This is a genomic window from Tropicimonas omnivorans (genome assembly GCF_031846565.1).
GTDB classification, from domain to species: Bacteria; Pseudomonadota; Alphaproteobacteria; order Rhodobacterales; family Rhodobacteraceae; genus Tropicimonas_B; species Tropicimonas_B omnivorans.
In genome coordinates this window covers 159,391-177,670 of sequence record NZ_JAVRHL010000002.1, presented here as the reverse complement: position 1 = coordinate 177,670, position 18,280 = coordinate 159,391, and the positions used below count along the sequence as shown (strand labels likewise).

14 protein-coding genes are annotated in these 18,280 nt (G+C 64.9%); all 14 read right to left on the bottom strand.

Annotated features, from left to right (window positions below):
- Nucleotides 1-2: 2 nt before the first annotated feature.
- Nucleotides 3-281 (bottom strand): 30S ribosomal protein S19, encoded by a 279-nt coding sequence (gene rpsS, locus RM543_RS06125; RefSeq protein WP_116086951.1) that lies wholly within the window; start codon nucleotides 279-281, stop codon nucleotides 3-5.
- A 3-nt stretch (nucleotides 282-284) separates the two neighbouring features.
- Nucleotides 285-1,127: a 50S ribosomal protein L2 gene (gene rplB / locus RM543_RS06120; protein ID WP_311690021.1), complete on the bottom strand. Its 843-nt coding sequence runs from the start codon at nucleotides 1,125-1,127 to the stop codon at nucleotides 285-287.
- A gap of 111 nt (nucleotides 1,128-1,238) precedes the next feature.
- On the bottom strand, nucleotides 1,239-1,535 hold the full coding sequence (locus tag RM543_RS06115; protein WP_116086947.1) for a 50S ribosomal protein L23: 297 nt from the start codon (nucleotides 1,533-1,535) through the stop codon (nucleotides 1,239-1,241).
- Entirely contained in the window at nucleotides 1,532-2,152 is a 621-nt protein-coding gene (gene rplD, locus RM543_RS06110) for a 50S ribosomal protein L4 (protein WP_311690020.1), read from the bottom strand. Before rplD ends, RM543_RS06115 begins: the two co-directional genes overlap by 4 nt.
- Nucleotides 2,149-3,033, bottom strand: a complete 885-nt coding sequence (gene rplC, locus RM543_RS06105) for a 50S ribosomal protein L3 (protein WP_311690019.1) — start codon at nucleotides 3,031-3,033, stop codon at nucleotides 2,149-2,151. The genes rplD and rplC overlap by 4 nt, the downstream gene beginning before the upstream one ends.
- 12 nt (nucleotides 3,034-3,045) lie before the next feature.
- A complete protein-coding gene (rpsJ, locus tag RM543_RS06100) occupies nucleotides 3,046-3,357 on the bottom strand; it encodes a 30S ribosomal protein S10 (RefSeq protein WP_116086940.1) in 312 nt (103 codons plus the stop codon).
- 168 nt (nucleotides 3,358-3,525) lie between these two features.
- The gene (gene tuf / locus RM543_RS06095; RefSeq protein WP_311690018.1) at nucleotides 3,526-4,701 is read right to left on the bottom strand and encodes an elongation factor Tu; all 1,176 of its coding nucleotides are present in this window, start codon (nucleotides 4,699-4,701) and stop codon (nucleotides 3,526-3,528) included.
- 93 nt (nucleotides 4,702-4,794) lie between these two features.
- Nucleotides 4,795-6,936: an elongation factor G gene (fusA, locus tag RM543_RS06090; protein ID WP_311690017.1), complete on the bottom strand. Its 2,142-nt coding sequence runs from the start codon at nucleotides 6,934-6,936 to the stop codon at nucleotides 4,795-4,797.
- Between the two features lie 28 nt (nucleotides 6,937-6,964).
- On the bottom strand, nucleotides 6,965-7,435 hold the full coding sequence (rpsG, locus tag RM543_RS06085) for a 30S ribosomal protein S7 (RefSeq protein WP_311690016.1): 471 nt from the start codon (nucleotides 7,433-7,435) through the stop codon (nucleotides 6,965-6,967).
- A 12-nt stretch (nucleotides 7,436-7,447) separates the two neighbouring features.
- Nucleotides 7,448-7,819 (bottom strand): 30S ribosomal protein S12, encoded by a 372-nt coding sequence (rpsL, locus tag RM543_RS06080; protein ID WP_116086934.1) that lies wholly within the window; start codon nucleotides 7,817-7,819, stop codon nucleotides 7,448-7,450.
- A gap of 292 nt (nucleotides 7,820-8,111) precedes the next feature.
- Nucleotides 8,112-9,029 (bottom strand): DMT family transporter, encoded by a 918-nt coding sequence (locus RM543_RS06075; protein WP_311690015.1) that lies wholly within the window; start codon nucleotides 9,027-9,029, stop codon nucleotides 8,112-8,114.
- A 115-nt stretch (nucleotides 9,030-9,144) separates the two neighbouring features.
- Nucleotides 9,145-9,423 (bottom strand): acylphosphatase, encoded by a 279-nt coding sequence (locus tag RM543_RS06070; protein WP_311690014.1) that lies wholly within the window; start codon nucleotides 9,421-9,423, stop codon nucleotides 9,145-9,147.
- 111 nt (nucleotides 9,424-9,534) lie between these two features.
- Entirely contained in the window at nucleotides 9,535-13,779 is a 4,245-nt protein-coding gene (gene rpoC / locus RM543_RS06065; RefSeq protein WP_311690013.1) for a DNA-directed RNA polymerase subunit beta', read from the bottom strand.
- Between the two features lie 76 nt (nucleotides 13,780-13,855).
- Nucleotides 13,856-18,019 carry a DNA-directed RNA polymerase subunit beta gene (gene rpoB / locus RM543_RS06060; protein ID WP_311690012.1) on the bottom strand — a complete coding sequence of 1,388 codons (4,164 nt, stop codon included), beginning with the start codon at nucleotides 18,017-18,019 and terminating at the stop codon, nucleotides 13,856-13,858.
- Between the last annotated feature and the right edge of the window lie 261 nt (nucleotides 18,020-18,280).

Below are 18,280 nucleotides of genomic sequence, written 5' to 3'. Positions count from 1 at the left end.
ACTTACTTCCTCTTCGCTTTCTTGTCGGCGGCGTGCCCGTAATAGGTACGGGTGGGCGCATATTCGCCGAACTTCTGGCCGATCATGTCCTCGGACACGTTCACCGGCACATGCTTGTGGCCGTTATAGACACCGAACGTCAGACCGACGAACTGCGGAAGGATGGTGGAGCGGCGCGACCAGATCTTGATGACCTCGCTGCGGCCGGACTCCCGGGATTTCTCGGCCTTCTTCAGGACGTACGCGTCGACGAAGGGGCCTTTCCAGACGGAACGGGTCATAGCTTAGCGCCCCTTTTTGCGAGCGTGGCGGGAGCGAAGAATGAGCTTCTGCGACGCCTTGTTGGTATTGCGGGTGCGTGCACCCTTGGTCGGCTTGCCCCAGGGCGTGACGGGGTGACGGCCGCCCGAGGTGCGCCCTTCGCCGCCGCCATGCGGGTGGTCGATCGGGTTCATCACGACACCGCGGACGGAGGGACGGATGCCGTGGTGGCGCATCCGGCCGGCCTTGCCGAAGTTCTGGTTCGACTGGTCAGGATTCGAGACGGCGCCGACCGTGGCCATGCATTCCTGGCGCACGAGACGAAGCTCGCCGGAGGAAAGCCGGATCTGGGCGTAACCGCCATCACGGCCGACGAACTGGGCATAGGTGCCCGCGGCGCGAGCGATCTGGCCGCCCTTGCCGGGCTTCAGTTCGATGTTGTGGACGATCGTGCCGATCGGCATGCCGGAGAACGGCATCGCGTTGCCCGGCTTCACGTCGACGCGGGTGCCTGCGACGATCTTGTCACCGATGGCGAGGCGCTGCGGCGCGAGGATGTAGGCCTGTTCGCCGTCTTCATAGCGCACGAGAGCGATGAACGCGGTCCGGTTGGGATCGTATTCGATCCGCTCGACCGTCGCGGAGACGTCGAACTTCGTCCGGCGGAAATCGACGATTCTGTAGAGACGCTTCGCCCCGCCGCCGCGGCGGCGCATCGTGATCCGTCCGGTGTTGTTCCGGCCACCCTTCTTCGACAAACCCTCGGTGAGGGATTTGACGGGGCGACCTTTCCAAAGCTCCGAACGGTCGATCAGAACCAGCCCGCGCTGGCCAGGCGTCGTCGGATTGTACGACTTGAGTGCCATGCTTTCTGTCTTCCGTTTCTATTGCCGGGGCAAACCCCGGCAGGACTTCTTCAGTATCGGAAAAAGCGAGCGGCCCCGGTCGCCCGGGGCCGCCTGCGATGGGGCCTGATATTAGAGGCCCGTCGTCACGTCAATGGTGTTCCCCTCCTCGAGGGTCACATAGGCTTTCTTGACGTCGGCGCGGCGGCCGGGGCGACCCCGGAAGCGCTTGGTCTTGCCTTTGGTGATGGTGGTGTTGACCGCCTTCACCTTCACATTGAACAGGGTTTCGACCGCTTCCTTGATCTGCGGCTTGGCCGCACTCATGGAGACCTCGAAGACGACCGCGTTCGCTTCCGATGCGAGCGTGGCCTTCTCCGTGATGATCGGCTTGCGGATCACGTCGTAGTGGTCGGGTTTCGCGCTCATTTCAGACGGGCCTCCAGAGCTTCGACACCCGCTTTCGTGAGCACGAGCGTGTCACGGTTGAGGATGTCATAGACATTGGCGCCGACAGAGGGGAGCACGTCGAGGCCGGCGATGTTCGCCGCAGCGCGGGCGAAGTTGCCGTCGACCTCGGCGCCGTCGATGACCAGCACCTTGCGCCAGCCGCGGTCGGCGACATGCTTGGCGAGGGCCTTCGTCTTGACCTCTTCGAGAGCCGCGGACTCGATGATGACGAGTTTGCCATCACGGGCCTTGTCGCTCAGCGCCATCTTCAGGCCGAGCTTGCGGATCTTCTTCGGCAGGTCGTGCGCATGGCTGCGCGGGGTCGGACCCTTGTAGGTACCACCCTTGCGGAAGATCGGAGCGTTGCGGTCGCCGTGACGCGCGCCGCCCGTGCCTTTCTGGCGATAGATCTTCTTGGTCGAGTAGCTCGTTTCGGAGCGGGTCTTCACCTTGTGGGTGCCGGCCTGCGCGCGAGCGCGCTGCCAGCGGACCACGCGGTGGAGGATGTCCGAACGGGGCTCGACGCCGAAGACCTCGTCGCCGAGATCCACGGTGCCGGCCTCGCCGCCATCCAGCTTGATCACGTCGAGTTTCATTTGTCTTCGTCTCCTTCGGGCGCATTGCCCTCGGCATCGGAATTGTCCGCCTTGGAGGATTCACCGGCGATATCGGCCTCGGCCTCCTTCAGCGCGGCTTCTTCCTGTGCGGCCTGCTCGGCTGCCAGACGCTCGGCCTCGGCGGCCTCCGCGGCGGCGGCTTCGTCGGCAGCTTCCTGGGCCAGACGTTCGGCTTCGCGGGCGGCGGACTTGAGGGCCGCCGGAAGGATCACGTTCTCGGGCACCGGCTTCTTGACGGCGTCCTTGATCGTCACCCAGCCACCCTTGGAGCCCGGCACGGCACCCTTCACCATGATCAGGCCGCGATCCGCATCCGTGCGAACGACCTGCAGGTTCTGGGTGGTGATCCGCGCGGCGCCCATGTGACCGGCCATCTTCTTGCCCTTGAACACCCGTCCGGGGTCCTGACACTGGCCGGTGGAGCCGTGCGAACGGTGGCTGATCGACACGCCGTGAGTCGCGCGAAGGCCGCCGAAATTGTGCCGCTTCATGGCACCTTGAAAGCCCTTACCGATCGACGTCCCGCTGACGTCGACGAATTGGCCTTCGAAGTAGTGGTTTGCGGTGATTTCCTCACCGACGCCGATCAGGTTGTCGGCATCGACGCGGAATTCCGCGATCTTCCGCTTCGGCGCAACATTGGCGACGGCAAAATGGCCACGCATCGCCTGCGTCGTCCGCTTTGCCTTGGCCGAGCCGGCGCCGAGCTGAACGGCGGAGTAGCCGTCCTTTTCAGCCGTCCGCTGCGCGACGACTTGAAGTTCGTCGAGCTGCAATACGGTCACGGGGATCTGCTTCCCGTCCTCCATGAAGAGGCGGGTCATGCCGACCTTCCGTGCGATCACTCCAGAGCGCAACATCGAAGGTCCTCCTCAGTTAAGCTTGATCTCGACGTCCACACCGGCGGCAAGGTCGAGCTTCATGAGCGCGTCCACCGTCTGCGGGGTCGGATCTACGATGTCGAGAAGACGCTTGTGCGTCCGGATTTCCCACTGGTCGCGCGACTTCTTGTCGACATGCGGACCGCGCAGGACGGTGAACTTCTCGATCTTGTTCGGGAGCGGGATGGGGCCGCGCACCTGGGCGCCCGTCCGCTTGGCCGTGGAGACGATCTCCTGCGTACTGGCATCCAGCACGCGGTAATCGAACGCCTTCAGCCGGATACGGATGTTCTGGCTCTGCATCTTTGTCTTGCCTTTCGAGGCGTGTCCGTGAGCCGGAGAGGTGGAGGAGGCTCATCCACCCCCACGTCGCGGTCTTAGTCTTGTGGTGGACAGGGGGGCCCGGCATTGCCGTCCCCCCTGCCATTCACCGTGTGGTTCGGGACGAACCCGAAGCCCCTCGCCTCTTGATCACTCGATGATCTTGGAGACGACGCCGGCGCCGACGGTGCGGCCGCCTTCACGGATGGCGAAGCGGAGCTTCTCTTCCATGGCGATCGGCGCGATCAGCTCGACCTCGAAGGACACGTTGTCCCCGGGCATCACCATCTCGGTGCCTTCGGCCAGCGTCACCGTCCCGGTCACGTCCGTCGTGCGGAAGTAGAACTGCGGGCGGTAGTTGGCGAAGAACGGCGTGTGACGGCCACCCTCTTCCTTGGTCAGGATGTACGCCTCGGCCTCGAACTTCTTGTGCGGCTTCACCGAGCCGGGCTTGCAGAGGACCTGCCCGCGCTCGACGCCTTCACGGTCGATGCCGCGCAGCAGCGCGCCGATGTTGTCGCCCGCCTCGCCGCGATCCAGCAGCTTGCGGAACATCTCGACGCCCGTGCAGGTCGTCGTCTTCGTGTCGCGGATGCCGACGATCTCGATGGAATCGCCCACGTTGATCACGCCACGCTCGACGCGGCCCGTCACGACCGTACCGCGGCCGGAGATCGAGAACACGTCCTCGATCGGCATCAGGAACGGCTGGTCCACGGGACGCTCGGGCGTCGGGATGTAGTCATCCACGGCGGCCATCAGCTCGCGCACCTTGTTCTCGCCGATTTCCGGGTTGTCGCCGTTCATGGCGGCAAGCGCGGAGCCCGAAATGATCGGGATATCGTCGCCCGGGAAGTCGTAGGAGGACAGAAGCTCGCGAACTTCCATCTCGACGAGCTCAAGGAGCTCCTCGTCGTCCACCTGGTCGACCTTGTTCATGAACACCACGAGGCCGGGAACGCCGACCTGGCGGGCCAGGAGGATGTGCTCGCGCGTCTGCGGCATCGGGCCGTCGGCCGCGTTAACGACCAGGATCGCGCCGTCCATCTGCGCCGCGCCCGTGATCATGTTCTTCACGTAGTCGGCGTGGCCGGGGCAGTCGACGTGGGCGTAGTGACGCGCCTCGGTCTCGTATTCCACGTGCGCCGTCGAAATCGTGATCCCGCGCGCCTTCTCCTCCGGCGCGCCGTCGATCTGGTCGTACGCGCGGAAGTCGCCGAAATACTTCGTGATCGCCGCCGTCAGCGTCGTCTTGCCGTGGTCCACGTGACCGATCGTGCCAATGTTCACGTGCGGCTTGTTGCGTTCGAACTTCTGCTTAGCCATCTCGGCCTCCTTGTCGTCTCTCATGCGGTGGGCGACGCGGTGCCCACCCTAACCGTCGGGTGGTGTAGGGTGGGCGCTGGCGCCCACCGCAGGTCAGGCGTACTTCGCCTGGATTTCTTCGCTGATGTTCTGCGGAACGGCCTCGTAGTGGTCGAACTGCATCGTGAACTGCGCGCGGCCCGAGGTCATCGAACGCAGGGTGTTGATGTAGCCGAACATGTTCGCCAGCGGAACGAAGGACTCGATCGCGATCGCGTTGCCGCGCGGATCCTGACCCTGAACCTGCCCGCGACGGGAGGTCAGGTCGCCGATGACGTTGCCCGTATACTCTTCGGGCGTGATCACCTCGACGCGCATCACCGGCTCGAGCAGCTTGGCGCCGGCCTTGCGCAGACCTTCACGCATGGCCATCCGGCTGGCGATCTCGAAGGCGAGGACCGAGGAGTCCACGTCGTGGAACTTGCCGTCGACGAGCGCGACCTTGAAGTCGATCACCGGGAAGCCGGCGAGCGGACCGCTGTCCATCACCGAGTTGATGCCCTTCTCGACCCCGGGGATGTATTCCTTCGGAACCGAGCCACCGACGATCTTGCTCTCGAAGGAGTACCCTTCGCCCGGCTCGGTCGGGGTGATCTGCAGTTTGACCTCCGCGAACTGACCCGAACCACCCGACTGCTTCTTGTGGGTGTAGGTGTGCTCGATCGGCATCGAGATGGTCTCGCGATAGGCCACCTGCGGCGCACCGATGTTCGCCTCGACCTTGAACTCCCGCTTGAGGCGGTCGACCAGGATGTCGAGGTGAAGTTCACCCATGCCCTTCATGATCGTCTGACCGGACTCGAGGTCGGTCTCGACGCGGAAGGACGGGTCCTCGGCAGCAAGACGCTGGAGGCCGGCGGACATCTTCTCCTGGTCGGCCTTCGTCTTCGGCTCGACCGCGATCTCGATGACCGGATCGGGGAACGTCATAGTCTCGAGCACCACCTGCTTCTGCTGGTCGCAGAGGGTGTCGCCCGTGGTGGTCTCCTTGAGACCAGCCAGCGCGATGATGTCGCCTGCGAACGCTTCCTCGATTTCCTCGCGGTTGTTCGAGTGCATCATCATCATGCGGCCGATGCGCTCGCGCTTGCCCTTCGTCGCGTTCATGATCGAGTCGCCCTTCTTGAGGACCCCCGAATAAACGCGGGTGAAGGTGAGCGTGCCGACGAACGGGTCGTTCATGATCTTGAACGCGAGGCCGGCGAAGGGCTGGCTATCATCCGCATTGCGGGCGATGTCGCGGGTCTCGGTCTCGTCATCGGGCGAGAAGCCCATGTAGGCGGGAACGTCGAGCGGGCCCGGCAGGTAGTCGATGACGGCGTTCAGGAGGGGCTGGACGCCCTTGTTCTTGAACGCGGAGCCGGCGAGGACCGGAACGAAGCTCAGCGACAGCGTGCCCTTGCGGATCAGGCTGCGGAGCGTCGGAAGATCGGGCTCGTTGCCCTCGAGATAGGCTTCCATCGCCTCGTCGTCTTGCTCGACGGCGTGCTCGATGAGGGTGCCCCGCATCTCTTCGGCGCGATCCTTGAGATCGTCGCGGATGTCCTGGACGACCCAGCTCGCGCCGAGATCTTCGCCCTTCCAAACCCATTCCTGCATCGTCACGAGATCGACGATACCCTCGAGCTCGTCCTCGGCACCGATCGGGAACTGGATCGGAACCGGCGTGGCGCCGGTCCGGTCGCGGATCATGTCCACGCAGTTCCAGAAGTCGGCGCCGATCTTGTCCATCTTGTTGACGAAGACGATCCGCGGAACCTTGTAGCGGTCGGCCTGCCGCCAGACGGTCTCGGTCTGGGGCTCGACGCCGGCATTGGCATCCAGCACGCAGATCGCGCCGTCGAGCACGGCGAGCGAACGCTCCACCTCGATGGTGAAATCGACGTGTCCCGGCGTGTCGATAATGTTGAACCGGAAGGAGGCCTCCTGCGGCGTGTCGCCGTAGATGCCGGTCGGGTTCGCGCCGTCCTCGGTGCGGAACCAGAACGTGGTCGTCGCAGCCGAGGTGATCGTGATGCCCCGCTCCTGCTCCTGCTCCATCCAGTCCATCGTCGCGGCGCCGTCATGGACTTCGCCGATCTTGTGGGACTTGCCGGTGTAGAACAGGATGCGCTCGGTGCAGGTCGTCTTGCCGGCGTCGATGTGGGCCATGATACCGAAGTTGCGGTAGCGGCCGAGGGAATAGTCGCGTGCCATGGGATGGGTCCTCAGGCTGGGATTTCGGTTACCAGCGGTAGTGGCTGAACGCGCGGTTCGCGTCGGCCATCTTGTGGGTGTCCTCGCGCTTCTTCACTGCGCTTCCGCGGGAGTTGACGGCATCGGCCAGCTCACCGGCCAGACGCTCTTCCATGGTATTCTCGTTGCGGGCGCGGCTGGCGATGATCAGCCAGCGGATCGCCAGCGCCTCGCGGCGCTCGGGGCGCACTTCGACGGGCACCTGGTAGGTGGCGCCGCCGACCCGGCGGGAGCGCACCTCGACGGAGGGCTTCACGTTGTCGAGGGCTTCGTCGAACACCTCGATGGGGGAGCGCTTGAGGCGCCCCTCGACCCGATCGAGGGCGGAATAGACGATGCGCTCGGCGACGGACTTCTTGCCGTCGATCATCAGGTTGTTCATGAACTTCGTCAGAACAATCGAGCCGAACTTCGCGTCCGGCAGTACTTCGCGCTTCTCGGCGGCATGGCGACGGGACATCGCTTCTTCTCCTTACTTCGGACGCTTGGCGCCGTACTTCGAACGACGCTGACGGCGGTCCTTGACGCCCTGGGTGTCGAGGACACCACGGAGGATGTGATAACGGACGCCCGGAAGGTCTTTCACCCGGCCACCGCGAATCAGGACCACGGAGTGCTCCTGGAGATTGTGACTTTCGCCCGGAATGTAGCTGATGACCTCGTACCCGTTGGTCAGACGCACTTTGGCGACTTTCCGCATGGCCGAGTTCGGCTTCTTCGGCGTGGTGGTGTAGACGCGCGTGCAGACGCCACGCTTTTGCGGGCACCCTTCGAGGTGCAGCGACTTCGACCTTTTAACTTTGGGCTGCCGCGGCTTGCGGATCAGCTGCTGGATCGTCGGCATTCGGTTCCCCGTATCGCTTCCATCAGGCGCGCGCGTACCGCGCGGATAGTTCACATCGAATGCGCATTGCGCGTCCGCAAAACGCAAAGACCGCCGGCGCTTCCTCGATCGCGGAAACGACGCGGTGGAATTTCAGAGGATCGAGGCATCGTGCCTGGATCGTGACCACTTCAGTTCTGTATTCTCACTCCGGGGCAACAGGCCGCTCCGGCTTGAGTGGCCGGTCTCTATGGGGAATCGGGGGGCGTGTCAACAGACCCTTCACAATCTGTGTGTATGAGACCCTCCGCCCTCACGTCCGCGGCCGGATCAGGACCTCCTGCGGTCCTGATCCGGCCGCGGACGTGAGGGCGCGTTCCCGGTAGAAGGTGAACACCCCCATCGTCACGACGATTGCCGCGCCCGCGAGCGTCAAGGGACGCGGCCAGTCGCCGAAGACGAACCAGCCGAGGCCCAACGCCCAGAGAAGCGAACTGTACCGCATCGGAGCGACGACGGCGATCTCCCCGACCCTCATGGCAAGGATCGAGAAGACGTAGCCGAAGAGGATCGCCGCAGATGCGCCCGCGAGGATGCCGATCGCTCCCGGCTCCATCGGCGCCCAGCCCCCGCTCACCGTCGCCGCGAGCGCCGCTGCAAGGCCGACACCGCCCGCGGTGAGGGTGGCCACCACCATGGAGGGGACCGCTGCACCCAGGCGCCGTGTACAGAGATCCCTCACGGTGACGGCCCCGACGGCGGCAAGGCAGAGGAGCGAATGCACCGTGAACCCCTCCGTTCCCGGCCGCACCATCAGCAGGACGCCGAAGAAGCCCACGACGATGGCGCTTAGGCGCTTCCATCCTACCGGTTCGCCGAGAAACGCCGCTCCTGCGAGCGTGACGGCGAGCGGCACGGCCTGCAGGATCGCCGTCGCGTTTGCGAGGTCCATGTGAAAGAGCGCGCCGATGAAGGTGAAGGCCGCGACGATCTCCGCGGCGACGCGCAAGGCGATGAGCGAGCGGTCCCGCCCCGCAAGACGAAGCTGCCGCCATTGCCCGAGGGCCCATGCAAGAAGCGCGAGAAGGACGGTCGTCCCCGCTCCGCGGAGCGCGATGGTCTGGAAGAGCGGGATGTCCGAGGAGAGGATCTTGAGCGCCGTGTCGTTGATCGTGAAGGCGGCCATGCTGCCCAGCATCAAGAGCGCACCGCGGGCATTGTCACCGAGCATCCGAACCTGTCCGCGTGTGGAAGTCGCCAAGCGCTAGCGCGGCGACAGAGGAGCGGCAATAGCCTCCGGACGGGATGGTCCCGAATGGCAGTCGCCCGCGGCTTGCGCGCGTGCCTTACCTCTGCACCGCGAACCCCGCCGCCGGCGCATCCGCATCCCTCACGTCGAGGGTATCCACCTTCGCTGGGGAAGGACCGCGCCGCATCTCCCCGAGCATCCGCTCGACAGCGTCCGGCGGGCCGGAGAGGCAGGCCGAGACGCTGCCGTCCGTCTCGTTGCGCACCCAGCCGTTCAATCCGAACACCTCCGCGCGCTCTTTCGTCCAGGCCCGGAAGGACACGCCCTGGACGCGCCCCGTCACCCGCACCGCCACCGATCTTGCTGCATCATCCATAAGGAGGGACCTAGTCGCCCGGTTCCGCCCCGCCAGTCCTCCCCCGCCCCGCAAACGAAAACGCCCCGGCCGATGGGCCGGGGCGCTTCCAGTTCTGAGTGAACCGCAGGATCAGTCGAGGTTCTCGTCGGTGTTCACGACGATCTCGGTCTCGTCGCGGCCAGCGACCTCTTCCTCGGCCGGCGCGGCGAGGGCAGCGGCCTTCTCGGCCTCGGCCCGGCGCTCGTCGATCACCTTGCTGTCCCGCGCGGACGCAATGCTGCGCATCCGGGAGGTTGCGCCCCCCGTACCGGCCGGGATGAGGCGGCCCACGATGACGTTCTCCTTGAGGCCCACGAGCTTGTCCCGCTTGCCCTGCACCGATGCCTCGGTGAGGACGCGCGTGGTCTCCTGGAACGACGCCGCCGAGATGAAGCTGCGGGTCTGCAGCGACGCCTTGGTGATCCCGAGCAGGATCGGCTCGCCCTTGGCAGGCTCGCGCTTCTCCGAGACGGCCTTTTCATTGGCCGCATCGAACTCCGCCTTGTCCACGTGCTCGCCCTTGAGCAGCGTGGTCTGGCCGCTGTCGAGGATCTCCCACTTCTGGAGCATCTGACGGACGATGACCTCGATGTGCTTGTCGTTGATCTTAACGCCTTGCAGACGATAGACCTCCTGCACCTCGTTGATCATGTAGTTCGCCAGCGCCTCGACCCCGAGGATCGAGAGGATGTCGTGGGGCGCGGGGTTGCCGTCCATGATGTAATCACCCTTGCGGATGAAGTCGCCTTCCTGGACGGGGATGTGCTTGCCCTTCGGCACCATGTACTCGATGGCGGTCATCCCCTCCTCGGTCGGCTCGATGGAGATGCGGCGCTTGTTCTTGTAGTCGCGCCCGAACTTCACGTGGCCGTCCGCCTCGGCGATGATCGCGTGATCCTTCGGACGGCGCGCCTCGAACAGTTCGGCCACACGCGGCAGACCACCGGTAATGTCCTTCGTCCGTGCACCCTCACGCGGGATACGCGCCACCACGTCGCCGGCCTTGACGTCCGAACCATCCTCGATGGAGAGGATCGCGTCCACCGACATCGGGTAGGACACCGGGTTGCCCTGCTCGTTGCGCACCGGCTCGCCCGTCTCGGGATCCATGACGATGATCTCGGGCTTGAGCTCGTTGCCCTTGGGCACCGCGCGCCAGTCCACGACGATCTTCTGCGTCATGCCGGTCGCCTCGTCGGTTTCCTCCCGCACGGCAATGCCGTTCACGAGGTCCACGAAGCGGGCCATACCCGACTTCTCGGCGATGATCGGGAGGGTATAGGGGTCCCACTCGATCAGCTTGTCGCCGCGCTCGACGCTCTGGCCATCCTTGACGAAAACCTTGGTGCCGTAGCCGATCTTGAAGATCGCCCGCTCGACGCCCTGCTCGTCCATGATCGCGATGTTCATGTTCCGACCGATCACGACCTGGTCGCCCGCCGAATTCTCGAGGATGTTGGCATCCCGGAACTCGATCGTGCCGGCCTGGCTCGCCTCCTGGAAGGATTGCTGGCCACCCTGCGCAACGCCGCCGATGTGGAACGTCCGCATCGTCAGCTGGGTGCCGGGCTCGCCGATGGACTGCGCGGCGATAATGCCGACAGCCTCGCCGACGTTCACCATCGTGCCGCGGGCAAGGTCGCGCCCGTAGCACATGGCGCAGACACCTTCGTCCGACTCGCAGGTCAGCGGCGAGCGGATGCGCGCCGAGAGGACCGACGCGGTTTCGATCTCGTCCGCCTTGCGTTCGTCGATCAGCTCGCCCTCCGCCACGATCACCTCGTCGGTGCCGGGAACGAGGATGTCCTCGGCGGCGACGCGGCCGAGCATCCGCTCGGAGATCGAGGCGATGACCTCACCGTCGTTGACCGCCGCTTCGACCGTGATCGCGGTGTCCGTCCCGCAATCGTGCTGACGCACGATGCAGTCCTGCGCCACGTCCACGAGGCGGCGGGTCAGGTAGCCTGAGTTCGCCGTCTTCAGGGCGGTGTCCGACAGACCCTTCCGGGCGCCGTGGGTGGAGTTGAAGTACTCCAGCACGGTCAGGCCTTCCTTGAAGTTCGAGATGATCGGCGTCTCGATGATCTCGCCGGACGGCTTGGCCATCAGGCCGCGCATCCCGCCGAGCTGCTTCATCTGGGTGACCGAGCCACGGGCACCGGAGTGGGCCATCATGTAGACCGAGTTCGGCTCCTCTTCGGCGCCGGCCTCGTTGAACCGCTTGGCGGAGATGGTGTCCATCATCGCCTCGGTGACCTTGTCGTTACACTTCGACCAGGCGTCCACGACCTTGTTGTACTTTTCGCCCTGGGTGATCAGGCCGTCCATGTACTGCTGCTCGAAGTCCTTCACCTGCTCGCGGGTCTCGTCCACGATCGGCCACTTCGTGTCGGGGATGACCATGTCGCCCTTGCCGAAGGAGATGCCCGCGCGGAACGCCTCCTTGAAGCCCATGGACATGATCTGGTCGCAGAAGATGACCGACTCCTTCTGGCCGCAATAGCGGTAGACGGTGTCGATGACGCGCTGGACGTCCTTCTTCCGCAGGAGCTGGTTCACCAGCTCGAACGGCGCCTTGGCGTTCAGCGGCAGGAGCGCGCCGAGACGCACCCGGCCCGGCGTCGTCGTGAAGCGGCGCATGACTTCCTGGCCGTTCTCGTCGATCTGCTTGAGGCGGCACTGGATACGGGAGTGCGTGTGCACCTCGCCCGCGTCCAGGGCATGCTCGACCTCCTCGATCGAGCCGAAGACCATGTCCTGGCCCTTCATGCCCTCGCGCTCCATCGTGATGTAGTAGAGCCCGAGGATCATGTCCTGGGACGGCACGATGATCGGCGCGCCGTTCGCGGGGGACAGCACGTTGTTGGTGGACATCATCAGGACACGCGCTTCGAGCTGCGCTTCGAGCGACAGCGGAACGTGCACGGCCATCTGGTCACCGTCGAAGTCCGCGTTGAAGGCGGAACAGACCAGCGGGTGAAGCTGGATCGCCTTGCCTTCGATCAGCGTGGGCTCGAACGCCTGGATGCCGAGACGGTGCAGCGTGGGCGCGCGGTTCAGAAGGACCGGGTGCTCACGGATGACCTCGTCGAGGATGTCCCAGACCTCGGGACGTTCCTTTTCAACCAGCTTCTTCGCCTGCTTGACGGTGGAGCTGAGCCCCTTCGCCTCGAGCCGCGAATAGATGAACGGCTTGAACAGCTCGAGCGCCATCTTCTTGGGCAGACCGCACTGGTGCAGCTTCAGTTCGGGACCGGTCACGATGACGGAGCGGCCGGAGAAGTCGACCCGCTTGCCCAGAAGGTTCTGGCGGAAGCGGCCCTGCTTGCCCTTGAGCATGTCGGACAGCGACTTCAGCGGGCGCTTGTTGGCGCCCGTGATGACGCGGCCGCGGCGGCCGTTGTCGAACAATGCGTCGACGGATTCCTGCAGCATCCGCTTTTCGTTCCGGACGATGATGTCCGGCGCGCGCAGCTCGATGAGCCGCTTCAGGCGGTTGTTGCGGTTGATCACGCGGCGATAGAGATCGTTGAGATCCGACGTCGCGAAGCGGCCGCCATCCAGCGGAACGAGCGGGCGCAGTTCGGGCGGGATGACCGGGATGACGGTCATCACCATCCACTCGGGACGGTTGCCGGATTCAAGGAAGCTCTCGACGATTTTCAGACGCTTGATGATCTTCTTGGGCTTCAGCTCGCCGGTGGCCTCGGCCAGATCCTCGCGAAGCTGCTCGGCGGTCGATTCAAGATCGATCGCAGCCAGCATCTCGCGGATCGCCTCGGCGCCGATGGAGGCCGTGAAGGCATCCGCGCCATAGGTGTCCTGGGCGTCGAGATACTCCTCCTCGCCCATCAGCTGGCCCTGCGTGAGGTCGGTCAGGCCCGGCTCCACGACGACGTAGTTCTCGAAGTAGAGGATCCGCTCGAGGTCGCGCAGGGTCATGTCCAGCATCAGGCCGATGCGGGACGGGAGCGACTTGAGGAACCAGATGTGGGCAACGGGCGCGGCCAGATCGATATGGCCCATGCGCTCGCGGCGGACCTTCTGCAGCGTGACTTCGACGCCGCATTTCTCGCAGACGATGCCGCGATACTTCATCCGCTTGTACTTGCCGCAAAGGCACTCGTAGTCCTTGATCGGACCGAAGATGCGCGCACAGAACAGGCCGTCACGCTCGGGCTTGAACGTACGGTAGTTGATCGTCTCGGGCTTCTTGATCTCGCCGAAGGACCAGCTGAGGATCCGCTCGGGGCTCGCGAGGCTGACCTTGATCTCGTCGAAGACCTTGGGCGGGGTCAGCGGGTTGAACGGGTTCTGGGTGAGTTCCTGGTTCATTGCGATTTCCTAAAACAGGGGCGGTGGGGAGAGGGCCGGACGGCCGCCGCGCGGGCAGCGGCCGTGAAGGAGCGCCTTATTCGGCGTCCTCCTCTTCCGGCACGGTGTCCTCTTCCTCCGCATCCAGGAGTTCCATGTTGAGGCCCAGACCGCGGACCTCCTTGACGAGAACGTTGAACGATTCGGGCACGCCCGCCTCGAAGTTGTCCTCGCCCTTGACGATGCTCTCGTAGACCTTGGTCCGACCGGCGACGTCATCCGACTTCACCGTCAGCATCTCCTGCAAGGTGTAGGCCGCGCCGTATGCTTCAAGCGCCCAGACCTCCATCTCACCGAAGCGCTGACCGCCGAACTGCGCCTTGCCGCCGAGCGGTTGCTGGGTGACGAGGCTGTAGGGGCCGGTCGAGCGGGCGTGGATCTTGTCGTCCACCAGGTGATGGAGCTTCAGCAGGTACTTCATGCCCACCGTGACCCGGCGGGCAAACTGCTCGCCCGTCCGGCCGTCGAACAGCTCGGATTGACCCGAGTGATCGAAGCCCGCGCGCACCAGCTGCTCGTCCACGTCCGCTTCTTTGGCGCCGTCGAAGACCGGCGTGGCGATCGGCACGCCACGCGTGGCATTGCCGGCGGCTTCGAGCAGAAGGGCGTCGTCCATGCCCTCGATGCCCTCGGCGTACACGTCGTCTCCGTAGGCCAGCTTCATCGCGTCGCGCACCGGGGTCATGTCCCCGTTACGACGATAATCGTCCAGGGCATCGTCGATCTTGATGCCGAGGCCGCGGGAGGCCCAGCCCATGTGGGTCTCGAGGATCTGCCCGACGTTCATCCGGCTCGGCACGCCGAGCGGGTTGAGAACGAAGTCCACGGGCGTGCCATCCGCGAGGAACGGCATGTCCTCCATCGGCACGACGCGGGAGATGACACCCTTGTTGCCGTGACGGCCGGCCATCTTGTCGCCCGGCTGGAGCTTGCGCTTCACCGCGATGAAGACCTTGACCATCTTCATCACGCCCGGCGGCAGGTCGTCCCCGCGGCGGACCTTCTCGACCTTGTCCTCGAAACGGGCCTCGAGCGCCCGCTTCTGGTTCTCGTACTGACTGTTCAGCGCCTCGACATGCTGCGCCTCCGTCTCGTCCGACAGGGCGAGCTGCCACCACTGGCCGCGGGACAACGTGCCCAGAAGCTCTTCGGTGATCTCCGAGTTCGCCTTGACGCCCTTCGGGCCCTTCACCGCGGTCTTGCCGAGGATCATGGTCTTTAGGCGGGAGTAGATGTTGCGATCGAGGATCGCGACCTCGTCGTCCCGGTCACGGGCGAGGCGCTCGACCTCTTCGCGCTCGATCTGAAGCGCGCGCTCGTCCTTCTCGACGCCGTGCCGGTTGAAGACCCGCACCTCGACCACGGTGCCGAAATCGCCCGGCGGAAGACGCAGGGACGTGTCGCGCACGTCGGAGGCCTTCTCGCCAAAGATCGCGCGCAGGAGTTTCTCCTCCGGCGTCATCGGCGTCTCGCCCTTCGGGGTGATCTTGCCGACGAGGATGTCCGCGGGGCCGACCTCGGCACCGATATAGACGATACCCGCCTCGTCGAGGTTGCGCAGGGCTTCCTCGCCGACGTTCGGGATGTCCCGCGTGATTTCCTCGGGCCCGAGCTTGGTATCGCGGGCGGCGACCTCGAATTCCTCGATGTGGATCGAGGTGAAGACGTCGTCACGCGCGATGCGCTCGGAGATCAGGATCGAGTCCTCGTAGTTGTAGCCGTTCCACGGCATGAACGCGACGACCACGTTCTTGCCCAGGGCCAGCTCGCCGAGCTCGGTGGAGGGACCGTCGGCGACGACCTCGCCCTTGCCCACCGTGTCGCCCACTTTCACCAGCGGACGCTGGTTGATGCAGGTGTTCTGGTTGGAGCGCTGGAACTTGCGGAGGCGGTAGATGTCCACGCCCGGATCGCCCGGATCGAGATCCCCGGTGGCGCGCACGACGATACGCTGCGCGTCGACCTGGTCGACGATGCCGGTCCGGCGCGCTGTGATCGCCGCGCCCGAGTCACGCGCCACCACTTCCTCGATGCCGGTGCCGACGAGAGGCGCCTCGGCCTGCAGGAGCGGAACCGCCTGACGCTGCATGTTCGAGCCCATGAGAGCGCGGTTGGCGTCGTCGTTCTCGAGGAACGGGATCAGCGAGGCCGCGACGGAGACCAGCTGCTTGGGGGACACGTCGATGAGGTCGACATGTTCGTTCGGCGCCAGGGTGTACTCGCCCGACTGGCGGGTGGAGACGAATTCCTGGACGAACTTGCCGCTCTCGTCGAGCTCCGCGTTCGCCTGGGCCACGACGTGGCGCATCTCCTCGGTCGCGGACATGTAGTGGACCTCGTCGGTCACCTGTCCTTCGTTCACCACGCGGTAGGGCGTCTCGATGAAGCCGTACTTGTTCACACGCGCGAACGTCGCGAGCGAGTTGATGAGACCGATGTTCGGGCCTTCCGGCGTTTCGATCGGGCACATCCGGCCGTAATGGGTCGGGTGGACGTCGCGCACCTCGAAGCCGGCGCGCTCACGCGTCAGACCGCCGGGCCCGAGCGCCGAGAGACGACGCTTGTGCGTGACCTCGGAGAGCGGGTTGGTCTGGTCCATGAACTGGGACAGCTGCGAGGAGCCGAAGAACTCGCGCACGGCGGCAGCGGCGGGCTTGGCGTTGATCAGGTCCTGCGGCATGACCGTGTCGATCTCGACGGAGGACATGCGCTCCTTGATCGCTCGCTCCATGCGCAGCAGGCCGACGCGGTACTGGTTCTCCATCAGCTCGCCGACCGAGCGCACGCGGCGGTTGCCGAGGTGGTCGATGTCGTCGATCTCGCCCTTGCCGTCCCGCAGTTCGACAAGCGCCTTGATGCAGGCGACGATGTCCTCGCGGCGGAGCGTGCGCTGAGTGTCCTCGGCATCGAGAGCGAGACGCATGTTCATCTTGACGCGGCCGACCGCGGACAGGTCGTACCGCTCGCTGTCTGCGAACAGGCTGTCGAAGAGGGTGCTGGCGGCCTCGACGGTGGGCGGCTCGCCCGGACGCATCACGCGGTAGATGTCCATGAGCGCGGTGTCGCGGTTCATGTTCTTGTCCATCGCCATCGTGTTGCGGATGTACGGACCCACATTGATGTTGTCGATGTCGAGCACCGGGATGTCGGTCACGCCGGCATCGAGCAGTTCCTTGAGGGACCCGCCCGTGACGTCACCGGCCTTGTCGACTTCCCAGGTCAGCTCGTCCCCGGCCTCGACGTAGATCGCGCCGGTTTCCTCGTTGATGATGTCCTTGGCGACGAAGCGGCCGATGATCTGGTCGAACGGCACGAGAAGATCGGAGACCTTGCCCTCGTCGATCAGCTGCTTGACGGCGCGCGGCGTCACCTTCTTGCCGGCCTCGGCGAAGACTTCGCCGGTATCGGCATCCACGAGGTCGTAGGTCGGACGGGTGCCGCGGACGCGCTCGGGGAAGAAGTGCGTGACCCAGCCCTTGTTGCCTTCGCGGCGGTAGTTGACGGTCTCGTAATAGGCGTCGGTGATCGCTTCCTGATCAAGGCCGAGCGCATAGAGCAGCGTCGTGACCGGGAGCTTCCGGCGACGGTCGATGCGCGCATAGACGATGTCCTTGGCGTCGAACTCGAAGTCCAGCCAGGAGCCGCGGTACGGGATGATCCGGCAGGCGAAGAGCAGCTTGCCCGAGGAGTGCGTCTTGCCCTTGTCATGGTCGAAGAACACGCCCGGGGAGCGGTGCATCTGGGAGACGATGACACGCTCGGTGCCGTTGACGACGAACGTCCCGTTCTGCGTCATGAGGGGCATGTCCCCCATGAACACGTCCTGCTCCTTGATGTCCTTGACGGACTTGGCGCCGGTATCCTCGTCCACGTCGAACACGATGAGACGGAGGGTCACCTTCAGCGGCGCGGAATAGGTCATGTCGCGCTGCTGGCATTCCTCGACGTCGTATTTCGGACGCTCCAGCTCGTACTTCACGAATTCGAGAACCGCGGTCTCGTTGAAGTCCTTGATCGGGAAGACCGACTGGAACACGCCGGCAATGCCCTCGCCGTCCATCGGCTCGAGCTGATCGCCGGACTTCAGGAAGAGATCGTAGGACGACTTCTGAACCTCGATGAGGTTCGGCATCTCAAGGACTTCCCTGATCTTGCCGTAATATTTCCGAAGCCGTTTCTGACCGAGATAGGATTGCGCCATGCCGTAAGACACCTTTCGTCTGTCGCGGATCGCCAGCGTCCCGGGGCCGGACGCGAGCGCCGCTCACGAATGAAGGCGGCGGGGTTCCATTCCTGCGGCCGTCCCACCGGCCGCGCCCGAACCCCTTCGGGGAGCCTCGCCTTGGACAGGGTCCGCCCGCACGCCGCAGCACGGGCCCTGTCCAAGAAGGGCTCAGGCCGGGCCGGGAATGACTCCCCGGCCCGGCCGTCGTCTCGCACGTCGCCTGGGGCGGCAGACCGC

Coding starts and splice junctions, on each gene's coding strand:
- rpoC (WP_311690013.1), bottom strand. CDS start 13,779: ATGAACCAGGAACTCACCCAGAACCCGTTCAACCCGCTGACCCCGCCC.
- rpsL (WP_116086934.1), bottom strand. CDS start 7,819: ATGCCGACGATCCAGCAGCTGATCCGCAAGCCGCGGCAGCCCAAAGTT.
- fusA (WP_311690017.1), bottom strand. CDS start 6,936: ATGGCACGCGACTATTCCCTCGGCCGCTACCGCAACTTCGGTATCATG.
- rplB (WP_311690021.1), bottom strand. CDS start 1,127: ATGGCACTCAAGTCGTACAATCCGACGACGCCTGGCCAGCGCGGGCTG.
- rplC (WP_311690019.1), bottom strand. CDS start 3,033: ATGTTGCGCTCTGGAGTGATCGCACGGAAGGTCGGCATGACCCGCCTC.
- rpsJ (WP_116086940.1), bottom strand. CDS start 3,357: ATGCAGAGCCAGAACATCCGTATCCGGCTGAAGGCGTTCGATTACCGC.
- RM543_RS06070 (WP_311690014.1), bottom strand. CDS start 9,423: ATGGATGATGCAGCAAGATCGGTGGCGGTGCGGGTGACGGGGCGCGTC.
- RM543_RS06115 (WP_116086947.1), bottom strand. CDS start 1,535: ATGAGCGCGAAACCCGACCACTACGACGTGATCCGCAAGCCGATCATC.
- rpsS (WP_116086951.1), bottom strand. CDS start 281: ATGACCCGTTCCGTCTGGAAAGGCCCCTTCGTCGACGCGTACGTCCTG.
- tuf (WP_311690018.1), bottom strand. CDS start 4,701: ATGGCTAAGCAGAAGTTCGAACGCAACAAGCCGCACGTGAACATTGGC.
- rplD (WP_311690020.1), bottom strand. CDS start 2,152: ATGAAACTCGACGTGATCAAGCTGGATGGCGGCGAGGCCGGCACCGTG.
- RM543_RS06075 (WP_311690015.1), bottom strand. CDS start 9,029: ATGCTCGGTGACAATGCCCGCGGTGCGCTCTTGATGCTGGGCAGCATG.
- rpoB (WP_311690012.1), bottom strand. CDS start 18,019: ATGGCGCAATCCTATCTCGGTCAGAAACGGCTTCGGAAATATTACGGC.
- rpsG (WP_311690016.1), bottom strand. CDS start 7,435: ATGTCCCGTCGCCATGCCGCCGAGAAGCGCGAAGTACTGCCGGACGCG.